This is a genomic window from Arthrobacter sp. SLBN-53 (assembly GCF_006715585.1).
GTDB lineage: Bacteria > Actinomycetota > Actinomycetes > Mycobacteriales > Mycobacteriaceae > Mycobacterium > Mycobacterium neoaurum_A.
The window spans coordinates 3,267,550-3,292,887 of the sequence record NZ_VFNN01000001.1 but is presented as its reverse complement, the minus strand read 5'-3'; the positions used below and the strand labels follow the sequence as shown (position 1 = coordinate 3,292,887).

Sequence of the window (25,338 nt, the reverse complement as noted above, 5' to 3'; positions counted from 1 at the left end):
GCTCATCGGAAGATGCCCGAGGGAATCGTCGGCGCCTTGTCCAGCACCCGTTGGTCGACCCGGATGTTCAGCGCACCCAGACCACCCGACTTGATACCGGCAACGCCGTCGACGACCTGCAGAAAGCGTTGCTGCTCTTCCGGTTCCACCACTCGCTCGGCCAGCACGCCGAACTTGTGAACGTACTGTTCCCGAGCGAAGGGGCGGGCGCCCAGCGGATGTGCATCGGCGACGGCGAGCTCGTCGACGATGGTCTCACCACTCTTGAGGGTGATCACGGCCTTGGCGCCGAATGCCTTCTCGGCCGGGTCGGTGCTGTGGTAGCGACGCGTCCATTCCGGATCTTCGACCGTGGAGATCTTGCGCCACAGCTCGATGGTGTCGGGACGGTGCGCGCGCTCCGGCGCGTAGGAGTGCTCATGGTGCCAGGTACCGTCCTGCAGCGCGACGGCGAAGATGTACATGACCGAGTGGTCCAGCGTCTCCCGGGACGCGTCTGGATCGAACTTCTGCGGATCGTTGGAGCCGGTGCCGATCACTACGTGCGTGTGGTTGCTGGTACGCAGCACGATCGACGCGATCTGCTCGAGATCCCCCACCCGTTCGCGCATTCGGCGGGCAAGGTCGATGGGCGCTTGGCTCTGGTATTCGGCCGAGTGCTCCTTGGTGTAGGTGTCCAGGATGGCCCGCTTCGGCTCACCCCGGTCCGGCAGCGGCACGGTGTAGGTGCGCTCGGGTCCACCCAGCATCCAGGCGATGACGCCGTCCTCACCCTCCCAGATCGGGGCCGGGGATCCCTCGCCGCGCATCGCTCGGTCCACCGCCTCGATGGCCACCTTGCCGGCCCAGGCCGGGGCGTACGCCTTCCAGCTGGAGATGAGGCCCTTGCGTGACTGGCGGGTCGCGGTGGTCAGATGCAGCGCCTGCCCGACGGCGTTGTAGATGGTCTCGGTGTCCAGGCGCAGCATGGTGCCCAGACCGGCGGCGGCCGACGGACCGAGGTGCGCGACATGGTCGATCTTGTTCTCGTGCAGACAGATACCCTTGACCAGATCGACCTGGATCTCGTAGGCGGTGGCCAATCCGCGGATCAGGTCGGCACCGCGCACCCCGAGCTGTTGGCCGACGGAGACCAACGCTGGGATGTTGTCCCCGGGATGGGAGTATTCGGCGGCCAGGAACGTGTCGTGGAAGTCGAGTTCGCGCACCGCGACGCCGTTGGCATAGGCGGCCCACTCCGCCGAGTAGCTGCCCTCGACGCCGAAAACGGCGGCACCCTGGCGCGTGGGATGCGCCAGCGCCTGTGCGCGGGCGACCGTCACCGGGCGGCGGGTCACCGACGCCGCCGAGACCGACGCGTTGTCGATGATGCGGTTGATCACCATTTCCTCGGTGGCCGGCTCGACCGCGACCGGGTCGGCGGCGACCTCGGCGATCTTCCACGCGAGGTGCTCGGTGCGAGGGAAATTCTCGGCGCTGCGTCGGGTACGGACGTCATGTCTCTGCATGATCCGCACGCTACGCAAACGGCGATGACATGCGAAAGAACCTGTAAATGCGTAATTTTGCGTCCATTGTCGACGCACTTTGCGAATGTTGTGTAAGGCCGGTGCGCTAGGGTTTGCCGTGGTGGCGAGGACATTCGCGGGAGCCCGGCTACGGCGGCTCAGGGACGAGAAGGGCCTGACTCAGGTCGCGCTGGCGCGCGCCCTGGGGCTGTCCACGAGTTATGTGAACCAGCTGGAAAACGACCAGCGCCCCATCACCGTCCCCGTACTGCTCGCGCTCTCGGATCGCTTCGATCTCCCGACGCACTACTTCGCGCCCGATTCCGATGCTCGGCTGGTATCCGACCTCCGCGAGATCCTGGCCGAGGGGTCCTCGACGACGACCCAGATCGAGGAGTTGGTCGCACGCATGCCCGAGGTCGGGCAGACCGTGGTCAACCTGCACCGGCGACTGCACGATGCGGTGGCCGAACTCGAAACCGTGCACGCTCGCGCCAATTCCGAGCTTCACGGCGGTACCCAACAGCCGATGCCCTTCGAGGAGGTTCGCGACTTCTTCTACGACCGACGCAATTACATCGACGCGCTCGACCGTGCCGCCGAGGATCTCTTCGTCCGGCGCGGTCTGCGCATCGGAGGCATGGACGGGCAACTGGCCGAGCTACTGTTCGACGAGTTCGCCATATCGGTCGTCGTCGATAGCGGAGATCGCCTCGGGCCCAACGTCAAACGACGCTACGAACCGGACACCCGGACACTTCTACTGGCACGTTGGCTGCTCCCAGGACAGCGCGCCTTCCAGTTGGCCACCCAGCTGGCGCTGCAACTGCACTCGGATCTGATCTCCTCGATCGTGACCACCGACGACCAGCTCAGTGCCGAGGCGCGCGATGTCGCGCGCATCGGGTTGGCGAACTATTTCGCAGGCGCCCTGCTATTGCCCTACCGGATCTTCTTGTCGGCTGCCGAGTCGTTGCGCTATGACATCGACCAGCTCGCACGCAATTTCGATGTCGGTTTCGAGACCATCTGTCACCGGTTGTCGACTCTGCAGCGTCCCGACGCCCGCGGGGTCCCGTTCATCTTCGTCCGCACCGACAGTGCGGGCAACATCTCCAAACGGCAGTCCGCCACCGCCTTCCACTTCTCCCGGGTCGGCGGCAACTGCCCTCTGTGGGTGGTTCACCATGCCTTCTCCAGGCCCGGGGAATTCCTCACCCAGGTGGCGCAGATGCCCGACGGCCGCAGCTACTTCTGGCTGGCGAAGACATCGGTGTCCCCACCCAGCCGGTATCTGGGAACTCCGAGGAGTTTCGCGATCGGGTTGGGATGCGATCTGGCCCATGCCGACAAGCTGGTCTATTCGGTGGGTATCGATCTCGCCGACGCCGAGGCCACCGTGCCGATCGGCGCCGGCTGCCGCATCTGCGACCGGGCGGCGTGCCCGCAGCGGGCATTTCCCTACGTGGGGCGACCGGTCCAGGTGGATCCGCAGACCAGCAGCAATCTGCCCTATCCGCCTGCCGGCTGACCGGCCCGCGGACCGAACTAGCGGTAGTAGACCTCGTCGCCGGTCGGGTAACCGCCGCCGGTCGTGGTGACGTGCACGTGGTCGTAGTGGCCGTAACCGCCCGACCCGGATGCCCCGGTCGGGGTGTAGTAGGTGCCGCGCCAGATGGCGTCCTGCATGCCGAAGCGGGCGGCGTTCTTCATCACGTAGGCCACGATCTGGTTGCCGAGTGCGATTCCCTGCGCGCTGCCCGGATTCGGGATCATCACGTCCAGGGCCAGTCCGTTGGGGTGCCAGCGCAGTGCGTCGGGGCGGACGCCGCCGATGCTGCGGATCTCGGGGAAGACAACGCTGATTGCGCGAGCAGCCAGGATGGTCTTGACCTGCAGTCCGTGTTCGGGGGCTACCCCGGGAGGCAGCAGCAGCGGGCGGTTGTCGGGACGCCAGCGGGATGCGGCGACCAGCTGTGCGGTCGGCGTCGCGGGCGCCGCGGCCGAGACCGTCGACGAGTTCCAGGCGAAGTCGGCGGGCGCGGTGACGATCTCCACACCGGGCACGACCGGTGCGGCGGCGCTGACGACCGTCACGGGCTCCTGGGGCACCTGGGGGCGGGCCTCGGCGCCGACCGAGAACACGATGGCCGCCGGGGCCAAGATCGCGGCAAGAGCCGCTGACGACCGATAGCGGCCGCTCGCCGTTCCATGTCGCGCCATTCACCGCACCTAACGAACTGGTTCAGCAATCACCGAGACCGTGGCGATTGCTTCCCGTTACACATTCGTGACTTTGACCCCGGGACTATAACCCGGCGTGTCGCGGCGGCTCAACTCTTCGCAAAAACTATCGGTGCAGGTGAGGGCCCACCCGGGGGTCACGGTCCCGCCGGAACTCCCTGGTTGGGCACCTGGATCGGTATCGGCGGCAGCAAAGGGATCTCCAGATATGTGGTGGTCATCGCCGGTTGGGTGGTGGTCACCGCGGGCGTGGTGGTGACCGGCGGAACAGTCGTCGTCGTCACCGGAGGAGTCGTGGTGGTGACCGTCGTCGTGGTGGTCGGCGGCGTCGTCGTGGTGGTCGTGGTGGTCGTCGTCGTGGTCGTCGTGGTGGTGGTGGTGGTCGTCGTCGGCGTGGTGGTCGTCGTGGTCGGCGGCGTCGTGGTGACGGTCGTCGTGGGGACCACCGGCGCGACCGGTTCGGGACGCGGCGCCACCGGCTCCGGCGGCGGCGCGGGCGCCTGGGTCACGGTGACGGGCGGCGGCTCCACCGGTGCGGCGGGTTCGGCCGGTGGCGGTGTCAACACACCGGTCACCGGGGCGGTCGACGGGGTGGGCGCCGGGCTCTCCGAGGTTCCGGTCAAGGCGATCGCCACCCCTCCGAGCGCGACGAGGGAGATGAGGCCCACCGCGGCGAAGACCGCCATGGGCACCCGCGGCAACCCCCGCGGCTCGTCGGCGTACATCGACGGTTCCTGCTCCGACACCACGTGGGTGGCCTCGTCGACGAGGTAAGGGTCGGCCAGATAGGGATTGACACTCGGATAGTCCTCGGGGCCGGTGTAGGGCACCGGCTCGTTACCGCCATCGCCGTCCTCGGACCAGGCCAGCGCACGGAATGTCGACGATCCGGACGGGTCATGGGTGATCGCCGCCGCCGGCGCCAGACTGGTCGGCGCATCTGCGCCGACCGCCGGAGCCATCCCGGTCTGCGCGCCGGTATCGGTGCCATAGGCCGCCCGCAGCACCGCCCCGAGGCGGCATCGAGTGCAGGTTGCGGCGTGTTCACCACCGGTGTCCTGGTGTGCTCGGACAGTTTCTGGGTGACCAGCGGGATACTGGCTCCGCCACCGACGGTGGCGATCACCGAGATATCCGACCATCCGATTCTGTTGCGCTGCAACAGGTTGTCCAGTTCGGAGAGCACCAAGGCGAAGGGCTCGACCAGCAGCGATTCCAATTCGGCCCTGGTCACCCGGACCACCGAGCGGACACCAGGAAGGTCCACGGGCACCTCGGTGGCGGTCGCCCCCGACAACCGTTCCTTGGCCTGCCGGCACTGCTCACGCAGCACCCCGAGCTGCCCGACCGCGGCCGTCGCGGCCGGGTCCGCGTCGTTGACATCGGCGAGCACACGACCCAACAACGCCTGGTCGATGAGGTCACCGGAGAAGTCGGCCACCCGCACCGTCTCGTCGATCGGCTCGAATCCGGCGTCGGCGTCGGCCAGCGTGATGCTGGTGCCACCACCGCCGAGGTCGATGAGGACCACCGCCCCGCGTGCGTTCAGGCCCGGGTTGGCGTTCAGCGCGGTCAACGAGGTGACGGCATCGGATACCAGCCGTGGCGGTGCTCCCCCAGGGGAAAGGACCGGGTTCGCGCGCAATGCCGCGCGCAGGACCCGCATGGTGGCCGGAGTCCAGTGCGCGGGTACCGCAATCACCGTCTGCCCGGACCCGGTCGGGCCGACCAGCGCTTCCAGGGCCTCCACCAGAAGATCGTCGGCCAGGTAGGACGATCCGTCGGCGGCCACCAGTGGCACCGGATCGCCCACCCGTTCAACGAAACCGGAGAGCACCTGGCCGGGACGCCCGGACGGCACGCCGATCTCCGGCGCGCCGTCGGTGGGAAGGGTCAGCACCGCGCGCCGTGTCACTGGTTGGTCGCCGACCCGAGCAGCAACCAGATTGGTCGTGCCGATCGACAACCCCAACGGGTCGCTCATTGGGCCCACCCTAACCGGCGGCCCGGTCGGCGGCAGGCCGGACACCGCCGGTCTGGCCGGAGTTCCAGACATCGACCGAAGGCTGTGTTGTGATGTCGGGCATGGCAGACATTGCACGCGATATGCACGACATCAAGCAGGTCAAGTACCGCTACCTGCGCGCCCTGGACTCCAAGCACTGGGACGATTTCGCCCAGACACTGGTCGAGGACGTCAGAGGTGACTACGGGCCGTCGCTGGGCAACGAACTGCACTTCACCGACCGCGACGCCCTCGTGGACTTCATGCGCACCTCACTGGGGCCGACGATCTACACCGAACACCGCGTCGACCACCCCGAGATCACCTTCGACGGTCCCGACGAGGCGTCGGCCACCTGGTACCTGCAGGATCGCGTCATCGCACCGGAGTTCAACTTCATGCTCATCGGCGCCGCGTTCTACCACGACCGCTACCGGCGCACCGACGAAGGCTGGAAGATCAGTGCGACCTCCTACGACCGCACCTATGACGCCACGATGTCGCTGGAGGGGTTGAACTTCAACTTGAAACCCGGTCGCGCACTCAACATCTGAGACCGGAGTTACTGGACACCAGTTACTTGGACACCGCGATCAGCGCGCCGGGCCGCAGCCAGCGCATGATCTTCACCATCATGTCGTCGTCGATGGCGATACAGCCCGCGGTCGGCCCACCCCCGGTGGTGTGCAGGAAGAAGGCACTGCCCGCCCCGGGCACCCTGGCCTTGTTGACGCCCATCACCACGGCATGGGCGTACTGAGGTATCTGCAGATTCTCGGTCGCGGTGCCCTCGATGCCGAACGGGCACTCGTCGCGCTTGCACACCTGCATGGTGTTGTAGGTGGGGCTGTCCTCATCGCCATCCCACCAGTGATCGGGGCCGACCTGCACATGCGGCAGCCCACCGCCGGGGTTGGGCTCGGTTCCGAAGGTGAAGTCCAGCGAGAAGATGCCCATCGGCGTCTTCATCGAGCCCTCGCTGATGTCCTCGGCCATTCCGGCGGACCCGATATCGGCGGGGATGCCGACGCCGATCGGTTCCCAGCCCGCCGCGGTCCGCTCCCAGACATCCATCTTGGCGGTGGTGGGACCCACTCCCACCACAGAAATCACCTGGGTGGCCGAGCCGACCGAGTCGACGAACCAGGGCGTGTCGGCGGCACGGGCAACGGGTGCGACGGCGCACGCCAACCAGAGCGCACACGCCATGGCGAGCAGTCGGCGCATCGGTCAATCGTCGGCGCCTCGCGCACGCGGGTCAAGTCAAGTTTCAGACACGATCCGGTTGGATAGGTTGAAGGCCATGGGACTCGGAACGCTCGACCGCCGCATCTTCGACGCCGTCGCCGAGTCCGACAGTCCGTTCCTGGACAAGGTCATGCCGCGGCTGACCTCGGCGGCCGATCATTCCAAGCTCTGGTTCGCCATCGCCGCGGCGCTCACGGCTACGGGATCACCGTCGATGCGGCGCGGGGCCGCGCGTGGGGTGCTCACGCTCGCGTTCACCAGCCTGCTCACCAATCAGGGCGCCAAGCGCATCTGGAAACGGCCCAGGCCCGACCATTCGATGGTGCCGCTGCTTCGCCGCTCGCGCCGGATGCCGACCTCCAACTCGTTGCCCTCCGGCCATTCCGCCAGCGCGGCGGCCTTCGCCGTCGGGGTCGGACTGGAGAACCGGTCGCTCGGTGTCGGTCTTGGAGTGCTGGCCGGCCTGGTCGGACTGTCCCGGGTCGCCACCGGTGCGCACTACCCCGGTGACGTGCTTGCCGGTTTCGGTATCGGCACCGCCGTGGCGCTGGCCGGTGCCGCCGTCGTGCCGACGATCGTGGAACCGCCCATCACGGCGGGCAATCCCCGCCGCTACCAGACCGAGGCGCGGCCCGACGGCGATGGCGTCATCCTTGTCGTGAACCCGAACTCTGGAAGCGGCACCGGGGCGCGCATTCTCGACGAGGTCCGACAGTCGCTGCCCAAGGCCGAGATCGTCGAGGTCGGAGACGACGAGGACATCACCGAGAAGCTCCGCGAGGCCGCCGGGCGGGCGGAGGTGCTTGCCGTCGGTGGCGGTGACGGCACCGTGTCCTGCGCGGCCGGGATCGCACTGCAGGCCGGGGTGCCCCTGGCGGTCTTCCCTGGCGGCACGTTCAATCACTTCGCCAAGGACATCGGGTGCGATACCGTCGCCGCCACCGTCGAGGCGCTACGCGCCGGGTCGGCCGCCTACGTCGACACCATCGCCTTCAACGACACCGACACCGTCGTCAACACCGCCAGCATCGGCGCCTACCCGAAATTCGTCCGAATCCGCGAAAAACTGGAGAAGCGGATCGGAAAGCCCGTGGCCGGCGTGTACGCCCTGTTCCGCACCTTGCGCAGCGATGCCAGCGTGCGCATCCGCTACGACGACAAGACCGTGCAGACATCATTGTTCTTCCTTGGCAATTCGCTGTACTCACCGTCCGGCTTCGCCCCGTCGCGCCGGGTCCGGATGGACGACGGACTGATCGATGTCCGCATCCTGGAGACCGGCCCCAGGTTCGCCACCCCGCGCATCCTTGCCGCGCTGGCGACCGGCCGCCTGGTACACAGCCCGCTCTATCACGAACTGCGGGTGCCCGAGTTCAGCTTCACCGCAGTCGACGGGCCCACCCGGATCGCCCACGACGGCGAGGTCGAGATCGTCTGCCAGGAGGCGACCTTCAAGAATCGCTATCGCTCGCTGCCAGTGTTTCGTCCGCTGCCTCGGAACGTCTGAGCACCGGCAGCCACGCCAACGTCCACAGGTATCCCAGCGCCCAGCCCGCCAACACATCGGAGGGGTGGTGCACGTTGAGCACCACCCTGCCGACGCCGACCGCGACCACGCTCAGCACGCCGATCACCACAACCGTTGTCCGCCAACGCCGCAGCTGATGCCAGCCGGCCATGAGCAGCGCGGTCACCGCGGCAGCGACACCCAGTGCGTGCCCCGACGGGAACGACGAGGACATCTCGCCGACGAGCGCGGTGTTCGGGCGCGGCCTGTCGATCACCAATTTCAGCACCAGCACCAGCAGAGCGGACGCCTCGACGGTGAGGGTGAGGAAGAGGGCGACGTGGTACTGGCCGCGCAGCAGCGCATACCCGATCCAGACCAGCGCGAGCACCCGGAACACGGCTGGATGCAGCACATTGCAGAGCAGATTCCAGCCGTCCACCCACACCGGATGAGCCGATCCGTACCGGTACAGCGGGTCAAGCACCGTCCAGTCCGCATCCGTCATCCAGGCCCAGTGGCCCAGGACACCGCCGAGCGACACCAGGAACACGATCGCCGCGGCCGTGACCGCTATGCGGTGTCGAGAAGTGGCCGCCAGGCGGTGCTGAGAACTGGTCACCTCATCGAGGGTAAGTGACCGACGACCCGATCTCGGCGGTTGGCGTAGGGTTCGCTGCATGGCGGTACTTCTGCGTAAGTGGCTGAGGATCGGCAAACTTCCCGGTGAGCTGCGCGCCGAGGTCGAGGCAGAAGGAATTCTCCACCTCGCCGAGTACGTCGCGGTGACCCGCCGGTTCTCGGGCCAGGTTCCCGGCAAACGATCCGCAGGCAGCGTCTCCAGTTTCACCGGTTCCCTGGTGATCACCGAACAGCGGGTGCTGGCCACCCTGTCGACCATGCCGAAGCTGGCCGGCCGCACCATCGACCAGCGCTGGGACGCCGTGCAATCCGGCACCGTCACCGCCGATCTCTCGGTGGCCGGACTGGTGCTCGATGTCGACATCGCCGCGGTCGACCCGCGCTGTTCGGGGACGCTGTCGCTGCACTACAAGGAACCGCTGCCAGAGGACCTGCTGGCGCGGCTGCCGCGCCGGTCGCTGGCCTACGACGTGCCGCCGGAGTTCGTCTTCCGTGCCGTCGGGGTGCCCTACCACCCGTAGGGTCACGCCATGACCGTTCCCTACGACACCGCGCTGCGCGACCGGATCCGCGCCAACCTCGCAGCCCACACCCGTCGTACCGTCACCGACCCGACCAAGCGGCACGCCGCCGTTGCCGTGACCCTGGTCGACTCACGCGTCGGCGAGGACCGCGTCGACCCGGCACCCGTCGAGGACTGGATCGCCGGCCGGCCGATGCCGGACAGCCTGGACGGCCGCATGATCGATGTGTCCGGCGGGGCATCGTTCCTGCTGTGCCGGCGGGCGTCGCGGCTCAATTCGCATGCCGCCCAATGGGCACTGCCCGGTGGTCGGCTCGATCCGGGCGAGTCGGTGATCGATGCGGCACTGCGCGAACTGCACGAGGAAGTCGGCGTCGAGCTCGGCGGCGATGCGGTTCTCGGACTGCTCGACGACTACCCGACCAGGTCGGGATATGTCATCACCCCGGTGGTTCTGTGGGGCGGCGGCAGACTGGACCTCGCTCCCTCCCCCGACGAGGTCGTCGCCGTCTACCGGGTGGGCCTGCACCAACTCCAGCGTCCCGACTCCCCGCGATTCGTCACCATCCCCGAGAGCCCTCGGCCGGTGGTGCAGATTCCGTTGGGCCACGACCTGATCCACGCCCCGACCGGCGCGGTCCTGCTGCAGTTGCGGTGGTTGGGCATGGAAGGCCGCGCCGATGCGGTAGACCAGCTCGAGCAACCGGTCTTCGCCTGGAAATAGCGTAGCCACTAGCGCATTCGCCCCTCCTTCGACAGTGCGACGATCGGCCTGCGCGAAAACCGCTGTGCGCGCGGGACCGCCACTGTGGAATATTGCGAAGGGACGAACAGGAGGTGGCGCGTGACCGAGGCGCGACGCGAGAACGTGTTGATCGTGCACTGGCATGATCTCGGCCGTTATCTCGGGGTGTACGGCCACCCCGACGTACACAGCCCGCGACTGGACAGGTTTGCCGCCGAGTCCATCCTGCTCACCCGCGCCCACGCCACCGCGCCACTGTGCTCGCCCTCGCGTGGCTCCCTGTTCACCGGCCGCTACCCGCAGACCAACGGATTGGTCGGCCTGGCCCACCACGGCTGGGAGTACCGCGCCGGGGTCCAGACGCTGCCCGCCATCCTGTCCCGATCCGGTTGGCGCACCGCGTTGTTCGGTATGCAGCACGAGACGTCATATCCCTCGCGGCTGGGTTTCGACGAGTTCGACGTCTCCAATTCCTACTGCGAATACGTCGTCGAGCAGGCCACCGGATGGCTGCGGCGCAGGCCGACCGAACCCTTCCTGCTGACTGCAGGCTTCTTCGAGACGCACCGGCCCTACCCACACGACCGCTACACACCGGCCGACCCTGCTGCCGTCGACCTGCCCGACTATCTGCCCGACACCCCGGCCGTCCGAGAGGATCTCGCGGACTTCTACGGGTCCATCACCGTCGCCGACGCCGCCGTCGGCGAACTGCTGGACACGCTGGCCGAGACCGGTCTGGACTGCAGCACCTGGGTGGTGTTCATGACCGATCACGGCCCTGCTCTGCCCCGGGCCAAGTCGACGCTGTACGAGGCAGGTACCGGCATCGCCATGATCGTGCGGCCGCCGACCGGGTCCGCGGTGCCTGCCCGGGCGTACGACGAACTGTTCAGCGGTGTCGATCTGGTGCCCACGCTGCTGGACCTGCTTGGCGTCGAGGTGCCCGACGAGGTGGACGGCATCTCGCATGCGGAGGCTTTCGTCGGGACCGGGGAATCACCGCGTGATGAAGTGTATTCGACAAAGACTTATCACGATTCTTTCGATCCGATTCGCGCAATTCGGACGAAGGAATTCTCCTATATCGAGAATTACGCCTCCCGACCACTTCTGGACCTGCCGTGGGATATCGCCGACAGCGCACCCGGCGCCGCCGTCGGACCGCAGGTGAGCGGTCCCCGGCCGGCGCGCGAGCTGTACGACCTGCGGGTCGACCCCGGCGAGTCACGTAACCTCTTCGATGGCCCTCTTCCAGCGGAAATGGAGGCCGTGGCACGCGACTTGGCGCTGCGGCTCAACGATTGGCGACAGCAGACCAACGACGTCATCCCGTCCGAATTCGCCGGAACGCGGATCTCGGAGCGCTACACCCAGACCTACAAGACCATTCTGGAATGGCCTGCTCTGAGCAGGTCGGCAAAAGCGACCGAACGGGGCATCGAAGACACGTCCAAATCAACGCAATAGTTATACTCGCGGTGACCTGAATACCAGGTCTACGAGGCGGAACAATTGCCATTAGAGTCTCGCCCATGGCCCACTCGAAGGCGTATCTCGTCCTCGCGTCGCAGCGCAGCGGAAGCACTCTGCTCGTCGAATCGCTGCGCGCGACGGGCGTCGCCGGTGAACCGCAGGAGTTCTTCCAATACCTGCCGACCACCAGCCAATCACCGCAGCCGCGGCAGTGGTTCGCCGGAGTCGAGGACGAGTCGATCCTGCGCCTGCTCGATCCCCTCGACGAGGGCAAGCCCGATCTTGCGCCGCCGGCGATCTGGCGTGACTACATCCAGACCGTCGGCCGGACCCCCAACGGGATCTGGGGTGGCAAGCTGATGTGGAATCAGACGCCGTTGCTGCTCGACCGTGCGGCCGGACTGCCCGATAGATCCGGTACCGGCCTGCTATCGGCCATCCGCGATGTGGTCGGCAGTGATCCGGTCCTGGTACACGTCTACCGCCCGGATGTGGTGTCCCAGGCCGTCTCGTTCTGGCGCGCGGTGCAGACCCGGGTCTGGCGCGGACGCCCCGATCCGGTGCGCGACGCCCGTGCCGAGTATCACGCCGGGGCGATCGCGCACGTGATCACCATGCTGCGCGCGCAAGAGGAGGGCTGGCGGAACTGGTTCGCCGAGGAGGGCATCGAACCCCTCGATGTGTCCTATCCCTACCTCTGGCGCAACCTCACCACCGTCGTCGGCGATGTCCTGCAACGGCTGGGACTCGATCCGCGGCTGGCACCCGAGCCGGTGCTGGAACGTCAGGCCGACCAACGTTCGGACGAGTGGGTGGACCGATATCGCGCCGACGCACACCGGGAAGGGTTGCCGACATGACTTCTGCCGAGGGCGCCATCGAGCGCGTCGACGAGCTGCGGTTGTTGGAGGCCGAGGCCGTGCACATCATCCGCGAGGTGGCCGCCGAGTTGCAGCGCCCGGTGCTGTTGTTCTCCGCGGGTAAGGACTCGATCGTGCTCTTGCGGTTGGCGGAAAAGGCTTTTCGCCCGCTGCCCTTGCCGTTCCCGGTGCTGCATGTGGATACCGGGCACAACTTCGAGGAGGTCATCGAGTTCCGCGACCGGCGTACGACCGGAGCCGGGCACAAGCTGATCGTGGCGTCGGTGCAGGAGACCATCGACAGCGGCCGCGTCGCCGATCCGGGGCCCGGCGCCTCACGCAATCGGCAGCAGACCCGCACGCTGCTCGATGCCCTGGAGGCCGGCGGGTTCGATGCCGCATTCGGCGGCGCACGCCGCGATGAGGAGCGGGCCCGCGCCAAGGAGCGCATCCTGAGCTTCCGCGACGAGTTCGGGCAGTGGGATCCACGAGCCCAACGGCCCGAGCCGTGGTCGCTGTACAACGGGCGCATTCGCAAGGGCGAGCAGGTGCGGGTGTTCCCACTGTCGAACTGGACCGAGATCGACATCTGGCGTTATATCGAGCTGGAAAACCTTGAGCTGCCGTCGATCTACTTCGCCCACGAACGCGAGGTGTTCGAGCGCGACGGCATCCTGCTCGCGGTCTCGGAGTACGCCAAACCCGTCGACGGGGAGTCCGCGGCGGTGGAGCGGGTGCGCTACCGCACCGTCGGTGACCTGACCATCACCGGTGCGGTCCGGTCGCAGGCCACCACCATCGACCGGGTCATCGCCGAGATCTCGGCGGCCACCGTGTCCGAGCGGGGCGAGACCCGCGCCGACGACCGGACCTCGGTCGCGGCGATGGAAGACCGTAAGCGGGAAGGGTACTTCTGACATGACGACCCGTCAGCTACTGCGCATCACCACCGCCGGATCGGTCGATGACGGTAAGAGCACCCTGATCGGCAGGCTGCTGCATGACACCGACAGCCTGCCGCTCGACCACCTCGAAGCCGTGACCGACGCCGACGGGGTGGCCGATCTGGCCGCGCTGTCCGACGGTCTGCGCGCCGAGCGCGAGCAGGGCATCACCATCGATGTCGCCTACCGGTTCTTCTCGACCGACACCCGCAGCTACATCCTGGCCGATACTCCCGGCCACGAGCGCTACACCCGCAACATGTTCACCGGCGCCTCGAACGCACACGTGGCCATCCTGCTGGTCGACGCCCGCGCCGGCGTGCTGCGGCAAACCCGCAGGCACGCCCGTATCGCAAAGCTGTTGGGCATCAAGAATTTTGTCGCCGCAGTGAACAAAATCGACCTGGTCGACTTCGACGAGGGCCGATTCGGCGCGGTGGAGCGCGAACTACAGCAGGTCGCCGACCGGCTCGGTGGTGCCGACCTGTCCGTCATCCCCATCGCGGCCAAGCTCGGCGACAACGTCGTGCACCGTTCGGCCAACACGCCGTGGTTCACCGGGCCCACCCTGTTGGAGTATCTGGAGACGGTGGAGTTGGCCGCGCCGCAGCCCGATCCGGCCAGTCTGCGGTTACCGGTGCAGTGGGTGTCGCGACCCACCGCTCAACAGCGCCGCCGGTACACCGGACGGTTGTCGGCCGGCACCCTCAAGGTCGGCGATCCGGTGGTCAGCCTGCCGGCAGGCACCCGCTCCACGGTCACGGTGCTGGACACCCTCGATGATGACAGGACGACAGCCGTTGCGCCGCTGTCGGTCTCGATCGAGCTGGCCGACGATATCGACGTCGGCCGCGGTGACGTGTTCGTCAGCGCCGCCGAGAATGCGTCGCTGCCGATACTGGCGCGTGAGCTGGATGCCACGGTGTGCTGGTTCCTCGACGAGCCGCTGCGCGCCGGCGACCGGCTGGCGCTCAAGCAGGGCACCCGCACCGTGCGGGCGACCGTGCAGGAACTGCACACCAAGCTCGATCCCGAGACACTCGACGAGGTGGACGGCCCGGTGGAGCTGGCCCTCAACGACATCGGCTCGATCACGTTGCGCACCAGCTCGGTGGTGGTGGCCGATGCCTATGCCGACAACCGGGACAGTGGTGCCTTCATCCTCATCGACGAGGTGTCCAATGACACCGTCGGTGCGGGCATCATCACAGAGCCCCGCGAGGTCAAGCCCAGCGGACACAACCGCTCCGACATCAAGTGGCATCCGTCCTCACTGGATCGCGAATACCGCTGGGGCAGAACCGGTCAGCGCGGTGCCACCATCTGGTTCACCGGCCTGCCCGCGTCCGGCAAGTCGACGCTGGCCGTCGCCGTGGAGCGCGCACTGGTCGAATCGGGGCGGGTGGCCTACCTGCTCGACGGTGACAATCTGCGCCACGGCCTGTCCGATGATCTGGGCTTCTCGGCCGGTGACCGGGCCGAGAACATCCGCCGGGTCGGGCACCTGACGCGGTTGCTCGCCGACGCCGGTGTGGTGGCGCTGGCCTCCCTGGTCTCACCGCTGCGGTCCGACCGCGAACTGGCCCGCACCCTCAACGATGCGGCCAAGCTGCCGTTCCTGGAGGTGCACGTCGCGACCCCGGTTGCCGAGTGCGAGCGCCGCGATCCCAAGGGCCTCTATGCCAGGGCCCGGGCGGGCGAACTGAAGGGGCTCACCGGGATCGACGCGCCCTACGAGCCCCCGGAGAACCCGGATCTGGTGGTCGACACCACCGGTGCCGATATCGACGACCTGGTCGCCAGGGTCATCGCACTGCTCGACTGATCGCGATTTGTGGAGTTTCACCCGCGGCCATCACGGCTGAGACTCCACAAATCACCGCAACTGGGCCACCACGAAGATCCGGCGGAACGGGAAGTACGTGACACCGTCCGCGCGGGCCGGGTATGCCTTCGCCAGCAGCGGGATGATGGCCTCCCGGTAGCGCTGCCAATCCTGCGCGGACAGCCGTTCGCGCACCTGCGTCAGCGCGGTACCGGTGATCCAGTCCAACACCGGTGTCTGCCCACGTAACTCGTGCAGGTAGGTGGTCTCCCAGGCATCCACCGTGCACCCGGCGTCGGTCAGCAGGCCGGCGTACTCGGCCGGGGTACCCACCACGTCTTCCTCGCGGAACGGCATGTCGCCCAAGGCCTCGGCGAATGCCGCATCGCGTGCCACCTCGCGCACCGCCTCATGCGACCGCGCGGAGAAGTTACCGGGAACCTGGAAGGCGATCCAGGACCCGGGCGCCAACTGCTGCACCCAGCTCACCAGCAGTTCCCGATGCTCGGGCACCCACTGCAAGGCGGCGTTGGAGACGACGACATCGGTGTCGGGTTCGGGTGACCAGTCCGCGATGCTGCCCAATCGGACATCGAGTCCCCGTTCACCGGCGGCGGCCACCATCTCCGGTGACGAGTCCACACCCGACACCGATGCCGCCGGCCAGCGCCGACTCAGCGTCTCGGTCAGGTTTCCCGGCCCGCACCCGAGGTCGACCACCCGACGGGGCGCGTCGGCGGTCACGCGGCTCACCAGGTCGAAGAACGGGCGGCCGCGGTGATCGGCGAACGCCAGATAGGTATCGGGATTCCACATACCCCGAGTCTGCCCGGTCGGCGCCTTTGACAGGATGGCTGGCGATGGACGACACAGCCGAGGTGCGCCGGATCGTCGAGGGACTGGGCCTGCCCGGCATCATCGACGTACACACCCACTTCATGCCGAAGAACGTCATGGACAAGGTCTGGCAGTACTTCGACAGTGCCGGCCCGTTGACCGGACGGCCCTGGCCCATCACCTACCGCGCCGACGAGCGGGAGCGTCTGGCCACGCTGCGATCCTTCGGCGTGCTCGCCTTCACCTCGCTGGTGTATCCGCACAAGCCGGACATGGCCGAGTGGTTGAACCAGTGGGCAGCGCGTTTTGCCGCCGACACCCCGGACTGTCTGTCCACCGCAACCTTCTTTCCCGAGCCCGGTGCCGCTCGGTACGTGGCAGCGGCCATCGAACGCGGTGCGCGGGTGTTCAAGGCCCACGTCCAGGTCGGCGGGTACGACCCCACCGATGCCCTGCTCGACGATGTCTGGGGGGTGCTGGCAGACAGCGGTACGCCGGTGGTCACCCACTGTGGCTCGGGACCCACTCCCGGCACCCACACCGGGCCGGACCCGATCCGCGCGGTACTGGCCCGGCATCCGCGGCTACGCCTCATCGTGGCGCACATGGGTGGGCCCGAGTACAGCGATTTCCTGGACATGGCGGCCGCACATGCTGGCGTGTACCTGGACACCACCATGGCGTTCACGCCGTTCATGGAGCGCACCATGCCGTTCCCGGCGACCGAGTATGCCCGGTTACGCGATCTGGGCCACCGCATACTCTGGGGAAGCGATTTCCCGAACATCCCCTACACCTATGCCGCGGCGATGCGCGCCGTCGGTGATCTGCCCGGCATCGACGACGACTGGCTCCGCGGGGTGTTCCACCACAACGCCGCGGCGGTCTTCGGCGCCCCCGATCCGGACTGACCGATACCGTCGGTTCGACCGGGCTACCATCAGTCGGCCCGCGAAAGCCCGAGAGAGGCAGCCGTGAACCAAGCGCAACCGGTCGATCCGCCGATCCCCGTCCCCGATATCCCGGGCGCCGATGCGACCGCCCGTGGACTGCCCAGGCGGGTCGATCTGACCAGCCGGCAGCGGCTGGTGGTGGACGCCTCGGCGGTTGCCGACCTGGCGTTGCGCACCACGGTGGCCTCGATCGTCGGGGCGGCGATGCTACCCAAGCTGGCGTGCGCGGCGCTGCGTCCCGGCTCGGTGCGCGACGAGGATGCCGCGCTGCAGTTCTACATCGACCTGGCGGCCGAGCATGATCCGACGCTGTCGTTCCCCGCGCCGACCGAACCACCTCGGGTGTCTTCACGGCCGGCGAACCTGTTGGCATCGTCGATCGCCCACGGCTCGGTCTACAACATCCGCTTCAACAGCAGCTTCCGCGCGATCAACCCGGCACTTCGCGATCAGCGCGCGGGATACTCACGCAACAATGTCGTGCACGCGCAACACTGGGTGCACGGCGACGGTCCCCGGCCCACCCTGTGCCTGATTCACGGCTTCATGGGGTCGGCGTACCTGTTCAACGGCCTGTTCTTCTCGTTGCCGTGGTTCTTCCGCTCCGGCTACGACGTACTGCTCTACACGCTGCCCTTCCACGGGATGCGCGCCGAAGCCGATTCGCCATACAGCGGATACGGCTATTTCGCCGATGGCATGCCCGGTTTCGCCGAGGCGATGGCCCAGGCGGTGCACGACTTCCGTTCGGTCATCGACTATCTGGAGCACACCGGTGTCGACCGAATCGCGCTGACCGGCATGTCGCTGGGCGGATACACCTCGGCACTGATCGCCTCGGTCGACGACCGCATCCAGGCGGTCATCCCGAATGTCCCGGTCGTCACCCCCGAAGCCGCATTCGACGACTGGTTCCCGGCGAATATGCTTGTACGCCTGGGAAATCGACTGAGCAACGTGGACAAGTCGCGATCGGATGCCGCGACGATGTTCCATTCACCGCTGAACTACGCGCCACTGGTCCCCAAGGAGCGCAGGCTTATCATCGCCGGACTCGGTGACAAGCTGGCGCCGCCGCAGCAGGCCGAACTGCTCTGGCGACACTGGGACCGGTGCAAATTCCACTGGTTCCCCGGCAACCACGTGCTGCACGTCAGCCAGCCAGATTACTTGCGTCGGATGACCCGATTCCTGCGGCCGTACATGTTCTGACCCTCCCGCGTCACACCGTCGAGGGCCAGCGCACCTGATCGGCGATCGTCCCGGCGCGACGGTGCCCGGGCAACCGATCTGCAGAGAAGGGGTCGAGTGCATCCAGGGTCGACCGCTGGAGTCCGCCGATCGCAGCGAGCGCCGCGATCGGGGGCACTCCGGTCGGCCGTTCCGCCGAGCGCAGCGCAGCCACCGCGGTCACCGAATCGGGGCCGAATTCGACTGCCGTCCAGCGTTCCTCGCAAGGATACGCCCGCACCTGGTCCAACGTGGCGGCCAACGCATCGACCGGAATCCGGTAGGCGGTCAGGAAACCGGACTCGTCGGTGACGGCCCGCCAGGTCTCCTTGGCCGAATCCGACACCGGTCGCGGCGCGCGCTGCACCGGTGTGACCGTCCAGCCGCCCTCCCGCAGATGGTCTGCCAGGCGGCGGGCCACGGTCTCGGTGGTCTGTGTGACGGGGATCTGCGCCGAACGTGCCTGCAGTGCGGGTAGGTTCTCCTCGGCGTCCAGGGTCATGCTGATCCAATGCTGCACACGCCCGCCGGCCTCCCGGCTGGTGATGCGCACCTTGTCCAGCCGCAGTCCGTAACGATCGGCATAACCGGCGATCAGCCCGACCGGCAGTTCGTCATCCAGCGGATCCTCGATGCCCAGCACCACCGTCGCGGCGGTCGCACGGGCGGGCCGGCGCGCAACGCCGCGGTTTCCTCGCCAGATCGTCCACCGTCGGGCGAGTTTGGTCGTCGCGAATTCCCCACGCCACCAGGCGAAGAGAGCAATCACCACGACAACAGAGACACCCAGAACCCACTGCTGGGTGGCATCGCGGTAGGGGTAGGCCAGCACTGCGGCCACGATGAACAGCAGCGCGAGTGCGAGTCGGACCGTCATGCGGCGGTGTCCTTCCGTCGTTGAGTTGCGGTCACGGCCGTCACGGTGGCGATCAATGCCAGCAGACCCGCACCGATGAAGGCGATATTGCGCCCGGTGTGATCGGGCGTCACCGGATCGGGCGGAGCCGCAACATCTCTGGTCGTTCGTGGTGGACTGCCGGGACCCGGCACATCCCAGGTGAGGGCGGCAACCGGGTCGACGGTTCCCGCGCCCACCAGCGATGATGGCGAGCGGTCGGCTCCGCGGGCGGTCAGGGTCAACCGGCGCACCACCTGGGTGGCCGAGAGCTCGGGAAACCTGCTGCGCACCAGGGCGGCCACGCCGGAGACGTAGGCAGCCGCATAACTGGTACCAGAAACCGGGGTCAATTCGCCCTTCTCGTCGGGCTGGCCGTTGGCCAGAGCCCCGTCGGGGCCGTTGCTGATCGAGGTGATGTTCTCCCCCGGGGCGGCCAGGCCCACCCACGGACCGGACATGCTGAACGCCGCGGGTGCGCCCGCCGAGCCGAGCGCACCGACCGACAGCACATAGGGCTGCCACCACGACGGCGTCGAGACCGAGGTGACGCCGGCCCAGTTGCGCGGGTCATCGGGACGGTTCGGGTCGGTCAGCGGGTTGGCTGTACAGGCCGTTCCGCCGGCGATACCGCCGCCGGTGTTACCGGCGGCGGCGATGATGACGACATCCTTTTCGACTGCGGCGTAACGCAATGCTGCACCGAGCTCGCTTTGGTCGATGGTGGTGGTCGCGGGCACGCAGGCCACCGACGAGATGTTGATGACCTGGGCGCCCAGGTCGGCGGCGCGCACCACCGCACGCGCCAGCGTCGCGATGTCGTTGTTGGCCTCGGCGATTGCCGGATCCTCACCGGGCTGGTTCGGCGCGTACTTGCCGGAGGTCTGCCGGATGGACAGCAACCGGGCACCCGGGGCGACCCCCGAGAAGCCGTCGTCACCAGGCTGGCCGGCGATCAGTCCGGCAGCCATGGTTCCGTGTCCGTCGCAGTCGGTCAGTCCGTCTGTGGCGCCGACGAAATCGCCGCCGGCAGCGACATTGGGCAGCCGGGGTCCTGGCTGCACACCGGTGTCGATCACGGCCACGGTCTGGCCGTCACCGCGACTGTGCCGCCACGCGTCGTCGAGGTCCAGCGACAGCTGGTTGGGGCTCACCGCGGCGGGATCGGTGCCGGGGATCGTCCCGGTCACCGAGCACGCGCTGCGCTGGGTCATGGTGCGCAATGGTCCCGCGGTGCCCGGCGGGGGTGCCACGGCGGCGTCCACTTCCGGGGGCGTCACAGCGCCGGCCGCCGGGCTGGCCACCAGGGCGACCATGACCGCAGCGGCGAAAGTCACACCCCTCCCCCGGCGATTTCGGCGCGCTGACGTTCGCTCACCGAACGTCAACGCGCCGAAATCGCAAGTCATCGGTTCAGCACCCATTCGAACAACCCCAGTAGGTATGCGGCCACCGGGATCACCGAGGCATCCAATGCCGCTGCGGCGAAACCGAACAGCCGGCGTGCGGGCAGCGAATAGGTCTCCGGTGCCGCCAGCCGCGGGTTCAGCGCGGCGATGATCCAGCAGCCCACCACCGCGACCAGTGCTCCCAATGCCCACCACGCCGCGGTGTAGCGGTCGGTCGAGGCGAACACCACCAGCAGACCGGCGGGCAGCAGGAACGACTGGCTCAACAACCATGCCTTGCAGGGCGCGGAGTCCCACACCCGCGCGCGCACCGTGGTACCCAACGCCGCGACGATCACCAGCACCCAGGCCCACGGTGATACGGACTGCGCGCCGACCAGGATCAACGAGCCCGCCACCGAGAGCAGTACGCCGGCGGCCAGAAAGCCCGTCTGATGCGCATCGGTCACCCGGACACGGCGCGGGAGGTCCTCCAGCACGCGCAGGGGCTGAGCCGACGGAGTCGGGTCACCCGGGGCGGGGATGACCGGCACCGGCAGCCGGGCCCACAGCGCCGACAGCCGCGCCGCCTGCACCGTGACCAGCAGCGCGAAGACGATCAGCCCGGTACCGATCCGCACATCGGTCATATCCCAGATGGTCGCGAGCGCCGCGAAGATCATTACGCCGACGCCCAGGACGGTTGCAGCGGTGAAGGCGGCGATCCCGCGTTCGAACACCACGATGCTGATGACCGACCAGGCGGCGACTCCTGCCGCGGCCAACAGAACCTGAGACGCACCGAGTTCACCCGGTACGGCAAGGCCGAAGGCCGCGGCGATCGGAAGCAGCGCCGTCAACGCCAGCGCGGTGCCGAGGTGCGGGTGGCGCACCCGCGCGGCGAACGAGGCCACCACCGTCGCGGCGGCCAGGCCGGCGACGGCGAACAATCCGGCGGAGTGACCGGTGATCAGCCGTACGGAGGTCGCCAGCGCGGCGCCGAACACGATCAATGCGATGGCGGCGAACGCCGCGGCGCGCTGGATATGCCCGTGGCCCCAGGGCAGTTCCCGCGCGGCGGAGAAGATCACGGCCGCATCGGCGATGTCCTCGACGATGCGCGGTGCGGCCGGTCCGGCCGGGATCTCCTGCAGCGCGAGCAGATCGCCGTCGACGACACCGACGGTGTCCAGTGTGGCATCCAAGCTGAACGGCGCACCCCCGATGGGGGCCAGGCTCAGTTGGGCCGGCGGAGTGTCGGCCGCGTCGTCGGTGGGCAGCACTGTGCGCTGGACCGCCGGGATGATCTCGCGCAGCGGCAACCCCGCCGGCAGCGCCAGCTCGGTCAGTCGCCCCGCCGAATCGGAGCCACCACCCGTGGCGGCCAGCACAGCCACCCGCACGATCGGCATCACAGTGTTGTCGGGCATCGGTTTTCCGTTCTCTGGTCGAAATCTCGGTTGGGCGTGGCCGGCGTGAACCACGGGCCACCGGGCAGGGTGGCGATGAGGTTCTCGATCGCCGCGGCGATGGCGCGGTCGCTACCCGGGGCGAAGGTGGACACCCACTCGCCGTCGAAGGCCTGCTGCGGGCTGGCCAGGATGCGACCGGCCGGGCAGTCGAGCACACTGACGCCGACCTCGGTGCTCACCCGATGACCGTCGCGGTGCTCGCCGGCGACGATCTCGACGTAGCTGCGCCGCTCGGTGAACACCGACTCGACCACCTGCCGCGCTGAGGACGAGATACCCAGGTAATCAAGGATCTCGGTCAAATCTGCCCCGGCTCTCAGTTTCTCGTCGGCACGAGCGCCGGCCCGGACCGGCACGGTGAAGTCCTCGAACTCGGCCGGCCGTTGGCCCGCGAGTCCGGCCACCAGGACCGGCACCAGGTCGCGCGCGGCGTGGATGTCCATGGCGGTGAAGGTCACCAGGCCACCGCTGCGCAATGCCACCACGGTGGCATTGTCGGACCTGCCGACGAGGCCGCGCAGCATGTCGCCGTGCGGGGCCACGACGCGCATCTCCAACCACTGCCTGGCCTGGCAGGTCTGCCTTATCCACCGTGCGACAGCAGGGTTGACGACCCGGCCGGCGGACATCACGCCGAGCTCGGTCAGCTCGTCGATCCGTTCGACCGCGAACGGCTCTGCGGCCGACGGCTCACTGTAGGGCGGCGTGATCGCCAGTACCCACGGAAACGACCCGCAGCCCGTCGTTTCCGCGATGTACCAGGCCTGCTCGACGGTCAGCTCGACCGCATTAGCAGCCATCTATCCCCATTTGGCACCTTCTGCCCGGTCCCGGGCATTCATCGCGATGGTGTTCGTCTCGTGCGTGCTGGCCATCGCCTGGTAGGCGCGCACCAGTTCGGCCAGACTCGCATTCCACTGCGCCTGCCACGCCTGGTAGGTCATCCCGGTGTCACCCTGCCAAGCGCCGGAAAGGGCAGCCTGCTCGGCGGCGATGTCTGCGCCGACGGTGTTGAGCGCTCCTGCGTAGCCGTTCATCTCGGCCGACAGACCCAGCATGGCCGGGTAGTTGTACATGATCTGGGACATGTGATTTCTCCTTTGGCAGCCGGTGTCAGATGCCGGTGTAGGTGCTCGCGGCGGCCGCATCCTGGGCGACATAGGTGCCTGCGGCGTCCGCGAGGTTGGCCTGGGCGATGTCGAGCAGCGCGTTCACCCGCGCCGACACCTCGATGAAACGGGCATGGGCGGCCTGGAACGCCGCCGCCGACTCACCCATGTGGAAGGCCTGCGAGGCCTGGGCGGCCCCCTCGGCCTGGGTGATGGTGCTTCGCATCAGGGCCGCCTTGGCGGCGAACGCCGACTCGGAGGCGACCAGCTGCGGGATATGCGCATCGAGCATGCTCATGAATATTCCTTTCGGACGCAGGTATTCGGGATCAGTAGAAGTGGTGTTCGGGGGTCACCCACCGGGTTCTCAGTGCGGCCGTCCCCCTTCCGATGTGGGCGAGTCATCGGGGCTCCAGGACCCCGGCAGCATCGGGTTGGTCGGCGCACCGCCGAAGGAATCCTCGGTCAGTTCGGCCAGACCGGCGGCCCTGGGCTGCTCGACACCGACCGCTCCGGTGAAGCCCATCGGGCCGGCCCCGCGCTCGGACGCGCGGATTGTCGGCTCGGGCCGCGGCCGCGGTGGTCGCGGATCCTCTTCGGTGGCCTCGTAGTCCATGAACTCGTCGGCGTATGCGCGGTCCTTGATCTCCCCGCCCCTCTTGCGCCGCCGCTTTCGCCGCTCGGCGGCCGACAACGCAGCAGCCGAGGCCACGGCGGCAGATGATCCAGACGCGGGCGCCTTCGCCTGGGTGCCGTCGCGGACGGTCGGACTGAAGCCGCCGCCTGGATGGCCGCCGTAGACGGCGTAGGCCATCGCCGGAACGGCTGCCGCGGGGGCCGCCGCCGGCGCGGTGGCCGGTGCGCTCGTCGGGGTGGCCGGTGCGGGCGCCGCGCCGGCCGGTGCGCCGGCCGGCGCGATGCTGGCCAGTGGCAGAGCGGGTTCCCGTTGTGCGCCAGGGGAGACCGGGTCGTCGAGCACCAGGGGCGGTAGATCGGTGAACTTGGGGATCAGCGCCAGGAATGCCAGCGCTACCAGTCCGAGAGACAGCAGCGGTAGCAGGAACGGTGCCAGCGCCGCCCCGATCCAGGTGCCCCAGCCGACCGGCTGGAGGATGGCCTGGTAGACCAACGCGAACAACATCGGCCCCCAGGTGACCAGTGCCGCTGACGGATTGGTGAGGAAGTCGACGAACATCTGGCGCAGGATGCCGACCGGGTCGGAAAAAAACTCCAGGATCAGATCGCCGCCGGGCAGGGACCTGATGTACTGCTCGAGGAACTGCACGATGATGTTCGAATTATTGAGCGCCGAAGCGGAATTGAGTGCGTCGGCCTGCGCCGCCAGCTGGGTGCCGCTCGCGGTGAACGCACCGGCCTCGCCGACACCCGGGGCCAGCAGGGGCGGTGCGGGTTCCAGGTTCGGTGTGGCGGCAACCGTCGCCGCGGAGACCGCCTGATAGGTGCCCATCACGGTGGCAGCCTGGATCCACATCCGTGCATAGTCGGCCTCGTTGACCGCGATGGGGATCGTGTTGATGCCGAAGAAGTTCGTGGCGATCAACACGCCGCGCATGGCATGGTTGGCGGCCAGTTCGGCCAGTGTCGGCATGGTGGCCAACGCCGTGGTGTAGGCCGCCGCGGCGGTCTGATGCTGAGCGCCGGCAACGGCGCTGGTGACGCTGGCCCGTGCCAGCCACGCCAGGTAGGGCTGGTGGGCGACGATGTACTGTTCCGAACTCGGCCCTTCCCAGGACCCGGCCGCCACCGCCCCGAGGGTTGTGGTCAGTTCTGCTGCCGCTGCGGCATATTCGGCGCTCAGCGACTGCCAGGCTCCCGCGGCGGCAAGCAGCGACCCGGGGCCCGGGCCACTGCTGAGCAGCGCCGAATGCACCTCCGGGGGCAGGGCCATCCAGATGGGAGCTGTCAT

24 protein-coding genes and 1 pseudogene are annotated in these 25,338 nt (G+C 67.9%); 11 read left to right on the top strand and 14 right to left on the bottom strand.

What is annotated here, in order from left to right; all coding sequences use genetic code 11:
* Positions 1–2 precede the first annotated feature (2 nt).
* Positions 3–1,508 carry a 2-methylcitrate dehydratase PrpD gene (gene prpD / locus FBY28_RS15730; protein WP_216847731.1) on the bottom strand — a complete coding sequence of 502 codons (1,506 nt, stop codon included), beginning with the start codon at positions 1,506–1,508 and terminating at the stop codon, positions 3–5.
* Between the two features lie 121 nt (positions 1,509–1,629).
* Between prpD and FBY28_RS15725 the strand changes: the two genes are divergently transcribed.
* A complete protein-coding gene (locus FBY28_RS15725) occupies positions 1,630–3,039 on the top strand; it encodes a short-chain fatty acyl-CoA regulator family protein (RefSeq protein ID WP_216847730.1) in 1,410 nt (469 codons plus the stop codon).
* A gap of 17 nt (positions 3,040–3,056) precedes the next feature.
* Here the strand turns inward: FBY28_RS15725 and FBY28_RS15720 are convergent, their stop codons facing one another.
* From FBY28_RS15720 to FBY28_RS26415, 3 genes and pseudogenes are all read right to left on the bottom strand, one after another.
* Positions 3,057–3,731, bottom strand: coding sequence for a VldE C-terminal domain-containing protein (locus FBY28_RS15720; RefSeq protein ID WP_141868249.1), 675 nt, complete (start codon positions 3,729–3,731; stop codon positions 3,057–3,059).
* A gap of 158 nt (positions 3,732–3,889) precedes the next feature.
* Positions 3,890–4,759: a hypothetical protein gene (locus FBY28_RS26215; RefSeq protein WP_286178120.1), complete on the bottom strand. Its 870-nt coding sequence runs from the start codon at positions 4,757–4,759 to the stop codon at positions 3,890–3,892.
* Positions 4,760–4,863: 104 nt separating this feature from the next.
* Positions 4,864–5,418: pseudogene (locus FBY28_RS26415) on the bottom strand (Hsp70 family protein); the annotation flags it as partial.
* Positions 5,419–5,837: 419 nt separating this feature from the next.
* Between FBY28_RS26415 and FBY28_RS15710 the strand changes: the two are divergent.
* Positions 5,838–6,311 carry a nuclear transport factor 2 family protein gene (locus FBY28_RS15710; RefSeq protein ID WP_216847727.1) on the top strand — a complete coding sequence of 158 codons (474 nt, stop codon included), beginning with the start codon at positions 5,838–5,840 and terminating at the stop codon, positions 6,309–6,311.
* A gap of 22 nt (positions 6,312–6,333) precedes the next feature.
* On the opposite strand, the gene FBY28_RS15705 is transcribed toward FBY28_RS15710, so the two are convergent.
* On the bottom strand, positions 6,334–6,984 hold the full coding sequence (locus tag FBY28_RS15705; protein ID WP_141868245.1) for a L,D-transpeptidase family protein: 651 nt from the start codon (positions 6,982–6,984) through the stop codon (positions 6,334–6,336).
* Between the two features lie 76 nt (positions 6,985–7,060).
* Here FBY28_RS15705 and FBY28_RS15700 point away from each other — a divergent pair, with 76 nt between their 5' ends.
* Positions 7,061–8,512: a bifunctional phosphatase PAP2/diacylglycerol kinase family protein gene (locus FBY28_RS15700; RefSeq protein ID WP_141868243.1), complete on the top strand. Its 1,452-nt coding sequence runs from the start codon at positions 7,061–7,063 to the stop codon at positions 8,510–8,512.
* Here FBY28_RS15700 and FBY28_RS15695 read toward each other — a convergent pair.
* Positions 8,457–9,134 carry a phosphatase PAP2 family protein gene (locus tag FBY28_RS15695; protein WP_216847726.1) on the bottom strand — a complete coding sequence of 226 codons (678 nt, stop codon included), beginning with the start codon at positions 9,132–9,134 and terminating at the stop codon, positions 8,457–8,459. The genes FBY28_RS15700 and FBY28_RS15695 overlap by 56 nt on opposite strands.
* 58 nt (positions 9,135–9,192) lie before the next feature.
* Between FBY28_RS15695 and FBY28_RS15690 the strand changes: the two genes are divergently transcribed.
* The 6 genes from FBY28_RS15690 (at position 9,193) to cysN (ending at position 15,527) form a co-directional block, all read left to right on the top strand.
* Complete coding sequence (locus tag FBY28_RS15690) at positions 9,193–9,675, top strand: hypothetical protein (protein ID WP_030137409.1); 483 nt, start codon at positions 9,193–9,195, stop codon at positions 9,673–9,675.
* A gap of 9 nt (positions 9,676–9,684) precedes the next feature.
* The gene (locus FBY28_RS15685; protein WP_141868241.1) at positions 9,685–10,401 is read left to right on the top strand and encodes an NUDIX hydrolase; all 717 of its coding nucleotides are present in this window, start codon (positions 9,685–9,687) and stop codon (positions 10,399–10,401) included.
* A gap of 120 nt (positions 10,402–10,521) precedes the next feature.
* Positions 10,522–11,892, top strand: a complete 1,371-nt coding sequence (locus FBY28_RS15680) for a sulfatase family protein (RefSeq protein ID WP_141868239.1) — start codon at positions 10,522–10,524, stop codon at positions 11,890–11,892.
* 65 nt (positions 11,893–11,957) lie between these two features.
* Entirely contained in the window at positions 11,958–12,758 is an 801-nt protein-coding gene (gene stf0, locus FBY28_RS15675) for a trehalose 2-sulfotransferase (RefSeq protein WP_030137406.1), read from the top strand.
* The gene (cysD, locus tag FBY28_RS15670; protein ID WP_141868237.1) at positions 12,755–13,675 is read left to right on the top strand and encodes a sulfate adenylyltransferase subunit CysD; all 921 of its coding nucleotides are present in this window, start codon (positions 12,755–12,757) and stop codon (positions 13,673–13,675) included. Before stf0 ends, cysD begins: the two co-directional genes overlap by 4 nt.
* 1 nt (position 13,676) lies before the next feature.
* Complete coding sequence (gene cysN / locus FBY28_RS15665) at positions 13,677–15,527, top strand: sulfate adenylyltransferase subunit CysN (protein WP_141868235.1); 1,851 nt, start codon at positions 13,677–13,679, stop codon at positions 15,525–15,527.
* A 51-nt stretch (positions 15,528–15,578) separates the two neighbouring features.
* Here the strand turns inward: cysN and FBY28_RS15660 are convergent, their stop codons facing one another.
* A complete protein-coding gene (locus FBY28_RS15660; protein WP_141868233.1) occupies positions 15,579–16,343 on the bottom strand; it encodes a trans-aconitate 2-methyltransferase in 765 nt (254 codons plus the stop codon).
* A 44-nt stretch (positions 16,344–16,387) separates the two neighbouring features.
* Between FBY28_RS15660 and FBY28_RS15655 the strand changes: the two genes are divergently transcribed.
* Together FBY28_RS15655 and FBY28_RS15650 are read left to right on the top strand one after the other, a co-directional pair.
* Entirely contained in the window at positions 16,388–17,275 is an 888-nt protein-coding gene (locus FBY28_RS15655; protein WP_141868231.1) for an amidohydrolase family protein, read from the top strand.
* A gap of 63 nt (positions 17,276–17,338) precedes the next feature.
* Positions 17,339–18,529, top strand: coding sequence for an alpha/beta hydrolase family protein (locus FBY28_RS15650; protein ID WP_141868229.1), 1,191 nt, complete (start codon positions 17,339–17,341; stop codon positions 18,527–18,529).
* A 10-nt stretch (positions 18,530–18,539) separates the two neighbouring features.
* Here the strand turns inward: FBY28_RS15650 and eccE are convergent, their stop codons facing one another.
* The 7 genes from eccE to FBY28_RS15615 form a co-directional block, all read right to left on the bottom strand.
* Positions 18,540–19,424, bottom strand: coding sequence for a type VII secretion protein EccE (gene eccE, locus FBY28_RS15645; protein WP_141868227.1), 885 nt, complete (start codon positions 19,422–19,424; stop codon positions 18,540–18,542).
* Positions 19,421–20,779: a type VII secretion-associated serine protease mycosin gene (gene mycP, locus FBY28_RS15640; RefSeq protein WP_286178114.1), complete on the bottom strand. Its 1,359-nt coding sequence runs from the start codon at positions 20,777–20,779 to the stop codon at positions 19,421–19,423. Before mycP ends, eccE begins: the two co-directional genes overlap by 4 nt.
* Positions 20,780–20,847: 68 nt before the next feature.
* Positions 20,848–22,260 carry a type VII secretion integral membrane protein EccD gene (eccD, locus tag FBY28_RS15635; RefSeq protein WP_141868225.1) on the bottom strand — a complete coding sequence of 471 codons (1,413 nt, stop codon included), beginning with the start codon at positions 22,258–22,260 and terminating at the stop codon, positions 20,848–20,850.
* Positions 22,242–23,102, bottom strand: coding sequence for an ESX secretion-associated protein EspG (locus FBY28_RS15630; protein ID WP_141868223.1), 861 nt, complete (start codon positions 23,100–23,102; stop codon positions 22,242–22,244). Before FBY28_RS15630 ends, eccD begins: the two co-directional genes overlap by 19 nt.
* Positions 23,103–23,390, bottom strand: coding sequence for a WXG100 family type VII secretion target (locus FBY28_RS15625; protein WP_019511452.1), 288 nt, complete (start codon positions 23,388–23,390; stop codon positions 23,103–23,105). It abuts the gene before it with no gap.
* Positions 23,391–23,415: 25 nt separating this feature from the next.
* Complete coding sequence (locus tag FBY28_RS15620; protein WP_019511451.1) at positions 23,416–23,709, bottom strand: hypothetical protein; 294 nt, start codon at positions 23,707–23,709, stop codon at positions 23,416–23,418.
* Positions 23,710–23,778: 69 nt separating this feature from the next.
* Positions 23,779–25,338, bottom strand: coding sequence for a PPE family protein (locus FBY28_RS15615; RefSeq protein WP_174241646.1), 1,560 nt, complete (start codon positions 25,336–25,338; stop codon positions 23,779–23,781).

What these genes read in the sequence shown, in the direction of transcription:
- prpD (WP_216847731.1), bottom strand. Translation starts at nt 1,508, where the DNA reads ATGCAGAGACATGACGTCCGTACCCGACGCAGCGCCGAGAATTTCCCT.
- FBY28_RS15720 (WP_141868249.1), bottom strand. Translation starts at nt 3,731, where the DNA reads ATGGCGCGACATGGAACGGCGAGCGGCCGCTATCGGTCGTCAGCGGCT.
- FBY28_RS15710 (WP_216847727.1), top strand. Translation starts at nt 5,838, where the DNA reads ATGGCAGACATTGCACGCGATATGCACGACATCAAGCAGGTCAAGTAC.
- FBY28_RS15705 (WP_141868245.1), bottom strand. Translation starts at nt 6,984, where the DNA reads ATGCGCCGACTGCTCGCCATGGCGTGTGCGCTCTGGTTGGCGTGCGCC.
- FBY28_RS15700 (WP_141868243.1), top strand. Translation starts at nt 7,061, where the DNA reads ATGGGACTCGGAACGCTCGACCGCCGCATCTTCGACGCCGTCGCCGAG.
- FBY28_RS15690 (WP_030137409.1), top strand. Translation starts at nt 9,193, where the DNA reads ATGGCGGTACTTCTGCGTAAGTGGCTGAGGATCGGCAAACTTCCCGGT.
- FBY28_RS15685 (WP_141868241.1), top strand. Translation starts at nt 9,685, where the DNA reads ATGACCGTTCCCTACGACACCGCGCTGCGCGACCGGATCCGCGCCAAC.
- stf0 (WP_030137406.1), top strand. Translation starts at nt 11,958, where the DNA reads ATGGCCCACTCGAAGGCGTATCTCGTCCTCGCGTCGCAGCGCAGCGGA.
- cysD (WP_141868237.1), top strand. Translation starts at nt 12,755, where the DNA reads ATGACTTCTGCCGAGGGCGCCATCGAGCGCGTCGACGAGCTGCGGTTG.
- cysN (WP_141868235.1), top strand. Translation starts at nt 13,677, where the DNA reads ATGACGACCCGTCAGCTACTGCGCATCACCACCGCCGGATCGGTCGAT.
- FBY28_RS15660 (WP_141868233.1), bottom strand. Translation starts at nt 16,343, where the DNA reads ATGTGGAATCCCGATACCTATCTGGCGTTCGCCGATCACCGCGGCCGC.
- FBY28_RS15655 (WP_141868231.1), top strand. Translation starts at nt 16,388, where the DNA reads ATGGACGACACAGCCGAGGTGCGCCGGATCGTCGAGGGACTGGGCCTG.
- eccE (WP_141868227.1), bottom strand. Translation starts at nt 19,424, where the DNA reads ATGACGGTCCGACTCGCACTCGCGCTGCTGTTCATCGTGGCCGCAGTG.
- eccD (WP_141868225.1), bottom strand. Translation starts at nt 22,260, where the DNA reads ATGCCCGACAACACTGTGATGCCGATCGTGCGGGTGGCTGTGCTGGCC.
- FBY28_RS15630 (WP_141868223.1), bottom strand. Translation starts at nt 23,102, where the DNA reads ATGGCTGCTAATGCGGTCGAGCTGACCGTCGAGCAGGCCTGGTACATC.
- FBY28_RS15625 (WP_019511452.1), bottom strand. Translation starts at nt 23,390, where the DNA reads ATGTCCCAGATCATGTACAACTACCCGGCCATGCTGGGTCTGTCGGCC.
- FBY28_RS15620 (WP_019511451.1), bottom strand. Translation starts at nt 23,709, where the DNA reads ATGAGCATGCTCGATGCGCATATCCCGCAGCTGGTCGCCTCCGAGTCG.
- FBY28_RS15615 (WP_174241646.1), bottom strand. Translation starts at nt 25,338, where the DNA reads ATGACAGCTCCCATCTGGATGGCCCTGCCCCCGGAGGTGCATTCGGCG.